The organism is Peribacillus sp., assembly GCF_059453735.1.
Genome location: NZ_JAZVJO010000232.1, coordinates 1 through 8434, shown reverse-complemented (window position 1 = coordinate 8434; position 8434 = coordinate 1). Strand labels below are relative to the sequence as shown.

8 protein-coding genes are annotated in these 8434 nt (G+C 40.0%); 2 read left to right on the top strand and 6 right to left on the bottom strand.

Annotated elements, in window-relative coordinates:
- The first annotated feature begins 75 nt into the window (after positions 1-75).
- Positions 76-354, top strand: a complete 279-nt coding sequence (locus tag AC52RT_RS07345) for an STAS domain-containing protein (RefSeq protein WP_495540138.1) — start codon at positions 76-78, stop codon at positions 352-354.
- A gap of 46 nt (positions 355-400) precedes the next feature.
- Here AC52RT_RS07345 and AC52RT_RS07340 read toward each other — a convergent pair whose 3' ends face one another.
- From AC52RT_RS07340 to AC52RT_RS07325, 4 genes are all read right to left on the bottom strand, one after another.
- The gene (locus AC52RT_RS07340; protein ID WP_495540137.1) at positions 401-2056 is read right to left on the bottom strand and encodes a glutamine--tRNA ligase/YqeY domain fusion protein; all 1656 of its coding nucleotides are present in this window, start codon (positions 2054-2056) and stop codon (positions 401-403) included.
- 233 nt (positions 2057-2289) lie between these two features.
- Positions 2290-3030 carry an amino acid ABC transporter ATP-binding protein gene (locus AC52RT_RS07335; RefSeq protein WP_495540136.1) on the bottom strand — a complete coding sequence of 247 codons (741 nt, stop codon included), beginning with the start codon at positions 3028-3030 and terminating at the stop codon, positions 2290-2292.
- 12 nt (positions 3031-3042) lie between these two features.
- On the bottom strand, positions 3043-3708 hold the full coding sequence (locus tag AC52RT_RS07330; RefSeq protein ID WP_495540135.1) for an amino acid ABC transporter permease: 666 nt from the start codon (positions 3706-3708) through the stop codon (positions 3043-3045).
- A gap of 29 nt (positions 3709-3737) precedes the next feature.
- Positions 3738-4517: a transporter substrate-binding domain-containing protein gene (locus AC52RT_RS07325; RefSeq protein WP_340847393.1), complete on the bottom strand. Its 780-nt coding sequence runs from the start codon at positions 4515-4517 to the stop codon at positions 3738-3740.
- Between the two features lie 455 nt (positions 4518-4972).
- Here AC52RT_RS07325 and purU point away from each other — a divergent pair, with 455 nt between their 5' ends.
- Positions 4973-5872, top strand: coding sequence for a formyltetrahydrofolate deformylase (gene purU, locus AC52RT_RS07320; RefSeq protein ID WP_495540134.1), 900 nt, complete (start codon positions 4973-4975; stop codon positions 5870-5872).
- A 33-nt stretch (positions 5873-5905) separates the two neighbouring features.
- Here the strand turns inward: purU and AC52RT_RS07315 are convergent, their stop codons facing one another.
- Together AC52RT_RS07315 and AC52RT_RS07310 are read right to left on the bottom strand one after the other, a co-directional pair.
- Positions 5906-6583, bottom strand: coding sequence for an SIMPL domain-containing protein (locus AC52RT_RS07315; RefSeq protein WP_495540133.1), 678 nt, complete (start codon positions 6581-6583; stop codon positions 5906-5908).
- Between the two features lie 106 nt (positions 6584-6689).
- A complete protein-coding gene (locus AC52RT_RS07310; protein ID WP_495540132.1) occupies positions 6690-8219 on the bottom strand; it encodes an FAD-dependent oxidoreductase in 1530 nt (509 codons plus the stop codon).
- Between the last annotated feature and the right edge of the window lie 215 nt (positions 8220-8434).

The window sequence follows — 8434 nt, the reverse complement described above, 5'->3', positions numbered from 1 at the left end:
CCTGTCATTTCGTTGGTGGACACAATTGCTGTCCTGCTTTTAAGAGGGGATATCGATACAAATTGAGCAGGCAGGATGCTTGAAAATGTTTCAGAGAAATGTACGGCTGCCGAGATTTCACATCTTTTTATTGACCTCTCCGGAGTAACAATAGTAGATACGATGGTGGCCCAACAGCTATACCAGGTGACAAGAACCTTATCGCTATTGGGAATCAAATCGACAATTTCAGGAATCCGGCCGGAAGTGGCTCAAACCTCTATTCAGCTTGGGCTGGATTTCAGCGGAATTTCAACACACAGCACTTTAAAACAAGCGCTGCAGCGGGCAGGCATAAAGCTGCTTCAGAACTAACAGCCTCAAAAAAACCCCGCTTCACATTTGTGAAGCGGGGTAGACCTTATAGCTTAAATGAGCTTTTCAGTGAGACAATTTGGTTGAAGACCAGCTTGTCTGTTGTTGTGTTTTTGGGATCAACATTATAGTATCCGTGACGGAAGAATTGGAATTTATCCTGTGGTTTAACTTCCTTCATGTTTGGTTCTACAAACCCATTCATGACTTCTAACGATTGCGGGTTTACACGTTCTAGGAACGTTTTTTCTTCCTCTTCTTCAGTCGGATTTTCATCCATGATTAACGGTTGGTAATTGCGGAATTCTGCAGGGATAGAATGATTAGCATCAACCCAATGCAGCGTGCCTTTTACCTTACGGCCCGTAAATCCACTGCCGCTCTTTGTTTCTTTATCGTATGTGCAATGAAGTTCGATAACATTTCCTTCGTCATCTTTTATGACTTCTTCACACTTGATGAAGTAAGCATGCTTTAGACGCACTTCGTTTCCTGGGAAGAGACGGAAGTATTTTTTGGGCGGATTCTCCATGAAATCTTCTTGCTCTACGTAAATTTCACGAGAGAATGGAATTAATCTAGATCCCATTTCCGGATTTTCTGGATTGTTTTCAGCTTCAAGCCATTCTACTTCACCTTCTGTATAGTTCGTAATCACGACTTTAAGTGGTTTTAGAACACCCATAGTACGTGGAGCCTTCAATTTCAAGTCTTCACGGACAAAGTGGTCAAGCATCTGTGAATCAATCGTCCCATAAGCCTTAGAAACACCAATTTCTTGGCAGAAGTTACGTATCGCTTCTGGTGTATAACCGCGGCGTCTTAACCCAGAAATAGTCGGCATCCGTGGATCATCCCAGCCGTCAACATATCCTTCTTCAACCAACTGGCGGAGCTTCCGTTTACTCATAACCGTATTGGTTAAGTTCAAACGGCCGAACTCATATTGCCTTGGAGTGTGCTGCATTTCACAATTTTTGACGATCCAATCATAAAGGGGACGTTGATCCTCGAATTCAAGTGAGCAAAGGGAGTGAGTTACTCCTTCAATAGCATCTTCAAGCGGGTGAGCAAAGGCGTACATTGGATAGATACACCATTTATCGCCTGTATTGTGATGCTCTGTATGAGAAATACGGTAGATAACTGGATCACGTAAATTAATATTCGGGGAAGACATATCAATTTTTGCACGCAGCACCTTTTCGCCGTTTTTAAAATCACCATTGCGCATTTTTTCGAATAAATCGAGATTTTCAACAATAGAGCGGTCACGGTAAGGACTATTTTTACCTGGTTCAGTGAGTGTACCGCGATATTCGCGAATTTCATCTGCACTAAGATCATCTACGTAGGCTAATCCTTTTTTGATCAGTAAAAGTGCTCTCTCATACATCTCATCGAAATAATCCGATGCAAAGAACAAGTTGTCCCATTTATAGCCAAGCCATTCAACATCTTCTTTAATTGAGTTTACATATTCGACATCTTCCTTAATTGGGTTCGTATCATCAAAACGGAGATTAGTCTCTCCATTAAATTCATCGGCTACACCAAAATTAAGAATAATCGCTTTTGCATGTCCAATATGAAGGTAACCATTTGGCTCTGGAGGGAAGCGAGTAATAATGTGGTTATGCTTGCCGGATTCAAGGTCTTCTTTAATAATAGTTCGTACAAAGTTCGGAGAATTATTTTCCATAATTAGACCTCTTTCTTAAATATTCTACTAGTAATTTTACCTGTGAATATACCATAAATACAGACTTTTTTCCATGCCATTGGCTTTAAAGTCTATATCTTAGGTCATTTATAAATATACGGTTATAGAAATAGTAACCAAATTATTGTTGTATTAGACACATTTTTGCATACATTGTCTTTTTTGATTGTTTGGATTAGAAAAACCCGCATCTTATTAGGATGCGGGTTTTATTAAAAGACAGTTGTTTGTAAAAATTCTTTTGTTCGCGTTTCTTTTGGATTGGTGAAGAATTCCTCCGGCGGACCACTTTCAATTACTCTGCCTTCTTGCATGAAGACAATCCAGTCACTCACTTCACGAGCAAAGCTCATTTCATGTGTAACGACAACCATCGTCATCCCATCCTCAGCAAGCTCTTTCATTGTTGATAACACTTCACCAACAAGCTCTGGATCCAGGGCAGAAGTTGGTTCGTCGAAAAGCAGAACATCAGGTTTCATGGCCATTGCACGTGCGATAGCCACCCGCTGTTTCTGACCGCCGGACAGCTTGCTAGGATAAACATTTGCTTTATCTTCAAGCCCTACTTTACGCAGAAGTTCTTTTGCTTCTACAAGTGCTTGTTTTTTTGGAACTTTTTTAACATGAACAGGTGCCTCAATGATGTTCTCAATGACAGTCATGTGGGGGAAGAGGTGAAAATGCTGGAAGACCATTCCGACTTTTTCCCGGACTTTATTTATATTTTGAGTTTCTGGGTTAACTTCTTCACCCTCAATTAAGATTTGTCCGCTGTCTCTTTTTTCAAGGAAATTCAAACAGCGAAGCAGGGTGCTTTTACCAGAACCACTTGAACCAATCAGACAAACAACATCACTTTCAAGTACTTTCATATCAATATCCTTTAGGACATGTAAGTCACCAAAGGATTTATTTAAATTTCTGATGCGAAGCATGACTCTTTTCTCCATTTACATATCCTCCTATCGATCACTTATGGATAATTTCTTTTCAATTAAGTTAACTATGATCGTTAAGATAGCGACCAGGATTAAGTAATATACCGCAACGATCAGTAAGTAGGTCATTTCATCAAAATTATTAGAACCGAGTGTGGTAGCGACATTAAATAACTCATCCATGGAGATAAAGGCGGCAAGAGATGAATCCTTCAGTCCGATAATAAATTGGTTGCCAAGCGGCGGAAGAGCACGACGGAAGGCTTGCGGAAGAATAATACGGCGCAAGGTCAGAGCAGGGCTCATTCCGAGAGAGCGGCCGGCTTCAAGCTGTCCTTTTTCAATAGATTGAATGGTACCACGGAAAATTTCAGCAATATACGCACCATTGTGTAAGGCGAGTGCGAGCGATGCTGCCCAAAAATCCGGCAGTAAAAAGATGCTGCTAATTCCGAAATATAAGATAAAGATTTGAACGATTAATGGGGTACCTCTGACAAGGTAAATATATATATCTGAAATATACCCAAGAATTTTAATATTAGATACTTTTAATAGTGCAAAAAACAGACCGATGACAATCCCTACAACAATTGAAACTACAGTGAGCTCCAGGGTAAGGAGCATGGCGTCTATAAATACATTTGATTTTCCAAAGAATGTTTCGAAAAAATGTGACAAACTAGGCAAATGGACAACTCCCCTTCTGTTTAAACGTCTTATTCAGGTTTTGTAGTAATGTCTTCTCCGAAGTACTTTTGACTTAACTTCTTCAGCGTTCCATCCTGTCTTAATTCCTCAAGAGCCGTATTAACGCGTTTTAGTAATTGTGGATTATCTTGAGGAATAACGATGGATTGCTCGCTTCGTTCAATCAGTTGACGACCGACGATGTCAAATCCAGCTTTAATAGCTGTCTTACCTGTAACGAAATCGGTGATTACTGCATCGTGTCTGCCTTCACTCAAGGCCTTCAGTGCAGTAATGTCACTGTCATAGGTCTTAATATTCTTTGAGTATTCAGCGGCGGTGTCGGCATACGTAGAGCCTTTTGAAGCGGCTATTTCTTTTCCTTTAAGATCTTCTATATTTTTTACCTTACTATCAGGACGGACAAATATTTGTGGACCAGAATAATAATAAGGAGTTGTAAAGGAAACATGCTTACTTCGTTGCGGGTTGACCGTATGACTGGCCACTGCTGCATCAGCCCGTCCCGTTTTAACACCTTCAACGATTCCTTTGAACTTGATTCGTTTAGGTACGGGTTCTAAGCCAAGTTTTTCTGCGACTGCTTTCCCAACCTCAACGTCAAATCCTGTGACTTCCATGTCATCTTTCACAAAACTGAATGGTTTAAACTCACCAGAAGATGCAAATACGAATTGATCCTTCTGAATCAGTTTGGTTCCATCCTCAAGCTGTTCTTTTTCAGCACAGCCAGAAAGCAAAACAAGTATAAATAATGTCGATAAAATAGTTATCAATGATTTCTTCATTCGAAAAACGTAACCTCCTTCGCGACTAGACTGATAATTACATACCCATATTTACAATTGAGTAACCATTTAGTTACTAAAAAAAGTATTTTATGATAATAGTAGATCCATTTCTTACTAGAGAAATAGGTTAAAAAATCCACAGACCAAATGATCGGTGGATGTCTATTTTTTATTTTGTGAGGGCATATAAGTGCTCCGTTTTTTGATCTACATGATCAACGTGAGCAGATATTTCCTGGAAAGTGGAAGGAACTTATTCAGTGAGGTGGCAATGATTTTGGCGATAGAGAAGGGAAGGGAAAATGCGATTGAAGACTTTAAGAGAGGAGCACCAGGAATCTTGAATAATCGTGGAATTATGAAGTAAAAGGTGAGGTTTTACATTGGTTCATTTTTTATCATGGATGCAATGAAGTATAATGAGTAAAAACAAATGAGAGGCAGTTGTTGAAATGAATTCTGGAGTAAAGGATCAACTAAATAATTTTATAGAAAAGCATGTAAATACGGGACGTTTAATGATCAAATGTCCTGACCAGCCTGGTATTGTAGCTGCAGTAACGGCTTTTTTAAAAGAATACAATGCTAACATTGTTGAGTTGAGCCAGTATTCTATCAATCCTAATGGCGGAACATTTTTTACTCGAATAGAGTTTGATTGTCCTGATTTGGCTAACAAGGTTTTGCAAATGAAGACATCCTTTACGGAAATTGCGGATCAATTTGCAATGGAATGGACGTTATCGAAAGTAAGCAGTTTGAAAAAAATGGCCATTTTTGTCTCCAAAGAGCCCCATTGTCTGCTTGAATTATTGTGGGAATGGCAAAGCGGTGATTTAATGGCTGATATTGTTCTTGTCATTAGTAATCATAATGACAATCGCCAACTGGTCGAATCGCTTCAAATCCCTTTTTACCATATTCCTGCGAACAAAGAAATTAGACGTGAATCGGAAAAAACACAGCTGAAACTATTGGCTGATTATAAAGTGGATTTCATCGTATTGGCAAGGTATATGCAAATCCTAACGCCAGACTTCGTTGCAGCCCTGCCGCATCGTATTATTAATATTCATCATTCTTTCCTGCCAGCGTTCATTGGGGCGAGACCATACGAACGCGCATATGATAGAGGCGTAAAGCTCATTGGTGCTACCTCTCATTATGTGACGAATGATTTAGATGAAGGGCCGATTATTGAACAAGATATTGATCGAGTAGACCATCGTGATAATGCAGAAGACATGAAGAAAATCGGTCGTTCGATTGAACGTCGAGTGTTGGCTCGCGCTGTAAGATGGCATGTCGAGGATCGTGTAATTGTTCATCAAAATAAAACAGTTGTCTTTTAAAAAGAACTCCAGCGTGTATAGCGCTGGAGTTTGTTATTTATATTCATACTCGACCTGGACTCTAGCGGATATAGTTAGTTCCCCAGGTTGAATAGGGGTGGCTACTGCTTTGCTGAATACATTTGCTTGGTATAGAACAGGTAGGGGTTCTCCAGATAGTTCAACCACTGTTAGTGGAATCGGGACTAAGGTAGTTCGGATGGTTTGTGTAATCGCCTGGGCTTTTTGATAAGCATTTCTTAGTGAAATCGACAATGCTTGATTGTAAACTAATTCAGGTTTAGCCAATGAAAAACGTATATTTGAAACAGAATTCGCACCGTTCTTAACAGCTGTATCAACGATTGCACCGACCTGGGCGATTTGGTTGGTTAGGATTTCAATCATGTGGGTAACTCTATAATTCCTGAAAAGCTCTTTTCCATCTTGAAAGTCATATTGTGGTTCTATTCGATAATCAGTGGTTTTAATATGATCATCAGGAATGCCTAGTGAAGTCATTGACGTCAGCACGTTAGCTACGATAAGGGCATTTTCTTGCTGAGCAGTGGCAGGATCAATATTTTCTGTCCGGACACCTAAGGAAATGGTTGCTTGATCGGGAGACGCTTGGACAATTCCTTCTCCATTTACACGTAACGTATTATCCTTGTCTATACGAATCTGGTCATTCAAATTACGCCATTCTGGTCCAAGAGAATCATTTATCATAATATGCACCCTTCCTTTCTGCTTCTTCTCCACCTATTATACGACTTCGAAATTGCTTACATGTCAAGAAAAGAAAAAGAAGCAGGCGATGTTGCCCTGCTTCTTTTTAAATATCTACCTTTTTTAAAGGATTCACAGCTGGCCCCTCAAGCACTGTCCCATCAATAGAAAAGCGCGACCCATGGCATGGGCAGTCCCATGTTGTATCACCGCTGTTCCAGGCTACCTCACAGCCTAGATGGGTACAGGTTGAATCCACTACATGCAGCTGACCGGCTTGATCTCGGTAACAACCCGATTTTTCTCCATTCACTCGTATTATGGCTGCCTCTCCAATAGATAAATCTTCCAAGCTTTGAGGACTTACTGATAGTTTCCCTTTGATTAATTCCTTTGCGACATTTGCATTTTCTGTGACTAAGTTTTTAAGACTTTTTGCTTCAAATCTAGAAGGATCAAAAAGAGAGGCGTAGCGATTTTCTCTTTCTAATATACGATCCGTTAGAATCTTCGCAGCTAGAGTTCCGTTGGTCATACCCCACTTTCCATATCCAGTGGCAATTAAAATGTTTGGATGGTTCTTTGTTGCTGCCCCAATATAAGGTACCTTATCGACGGTAATAAGATCTTGCGCTGACCACCTATAAGGAATGTCCGTAACACTAAAAAATTGATGGCTAAAGGCTTGCAGGGCTTCATAATGCTCCATTGTTGGAATGCCTTGACCGGTTTTATGGCTTTCTCCGCCAACGAGGATTAAGCGTTCGCCATCAATTATAGTGTCCCGAAGAGAACGTGAAGGACTATCAGCACTGAGATACATTCCGCCTGGGTACTCTTCATCTGTTTTGATGCCTAATACATAGGACCTTTCTGGATGCATACGGGTAAAATACAAACCAATCTCGTCATTAAAAGGGTAATGGGAAGCAGTCAATACATACCTACATGTAATGGTTTGACCAGAAGTCGTATGAATTACTTGTTTAGAACCCTCTTCTTCAACTTTGGCAGCTGTAGTATGTTCATAGATCTTGATTCCGGCATCAACCAAAGTAGGAATCAGAGCAGTTAAGTATTTCAGGGGATGAAATTGTGATTGATTCTTCATGACAACGGCTGCCTTACACGGGATAGAGAAGGGAATACTTTCGGTATATTCACATGGTATTCCCAGCTTTTCATAAGCCTTAAATTCTGCTTGGATTTTGGGTATGTATTCGTCCGTCCCTGCGTAAACGTAAGCATCCTCCGTAGTTAAATCACAATCGATAGCATGCGTATTTACGATGTCCCGTATAAAGTGCATGGCTTCATTATTTGCTTCATAATATAGTTTTGCTTTTTCTTCACCAAAGTCCTTAATCAGCTGATCGTAAATTAGGCCGTGCTGTGAGGTTATTTTAGCTGTGGTATGCCCAGTGGTCCCATTTAAAAGGTCACTGGCTTCTATGAGGGTTACCGACAAGCCTTTATTTGCGAGTAAGTAGGCAGCTGTAATTCCTGTAATCCCTCCTCCTACAATGGCTACATCAGCTGTAGCATTTTTCTCAAGTGCAGGGAACGTTGGAAAGGGGTGGTTGTCCCTCCAGCAAGGTTCTGGCTGTTTTGGAAGATGATCATTTTGGCTAGTCATATATGTGTCCCTCCAGTTCATTTATTTGTTTCATATTCTCCATTTATTACCATACCCATATCTTGTTCAATTACTCTTTAAATTTTAATTTCGAGAGGGTAATCATTAATAATTTCGCATGTCTAAATAAGAAAAAATGGATGTATACAAAAAACGTATACATGTTTACAAAAACGTATACATGTATACGAAAAGTGTGTACATGTATACAAAAG